Genomic DNA, 412 nt, shown 5'->3' with positions numbered 1-412 from the left:
TCAAGCCTTTGTTTCTTTGCAAGGTTAGGATTATAAGAGACGATACGCTTTTCTTTTACAGAAAACCTTGTAACACTCTCTTTTCCTGTTTCCGGATCAATCTCTTTAAAACTGTAATCAAAGCTGTCAATACATGATTTAAGACGAAATGATATATTGCCTCTTTCATCAGTGTAATTAAAAAAGACATTTGTATCATTCTCAAGTAGAACCCATTTCTTTTCCTTTTCACTTAAATTCTTACCATGTATTGATTTTGAAAATATATAGCCGTCACAAGCTTCTTTAACTGCAGCATAAATATTTCTTGCACAATTAAGTCCTTTATCAGCCACCTGAATTGTCTTGCCTGATACGTTGTGTCGTTGCTTCATTTCTTCAATAACTTTTCTAATATATGGCTTTTCCGATT

1 pseudogene is annotated in these 412 nt (G+C 32.8%); it reads right to left on the bottom strand.

Features of this window, described 5'->3' with window-relative positions:
* A pseudogene (locus SBH76_RS13515) lies at positions 1–412 on the bottom strand (IS1634 family transposase); the annotation flags it as partial.

It is taken from the genome of Lachnoanaerobaculum sanguinis (genome assembly GCF_033242365.1).
Taxonomy (GTDB): Bacteria; Bacillota; Clostridia; order Lachnospirales; family Lachnospiraceae; genus Lachnoanaerobaculum; species Lachnoanaerobaculum sanguinis.
This window is presented reverse-complemented; position numbering and strand designations above follow the sequence as displayed.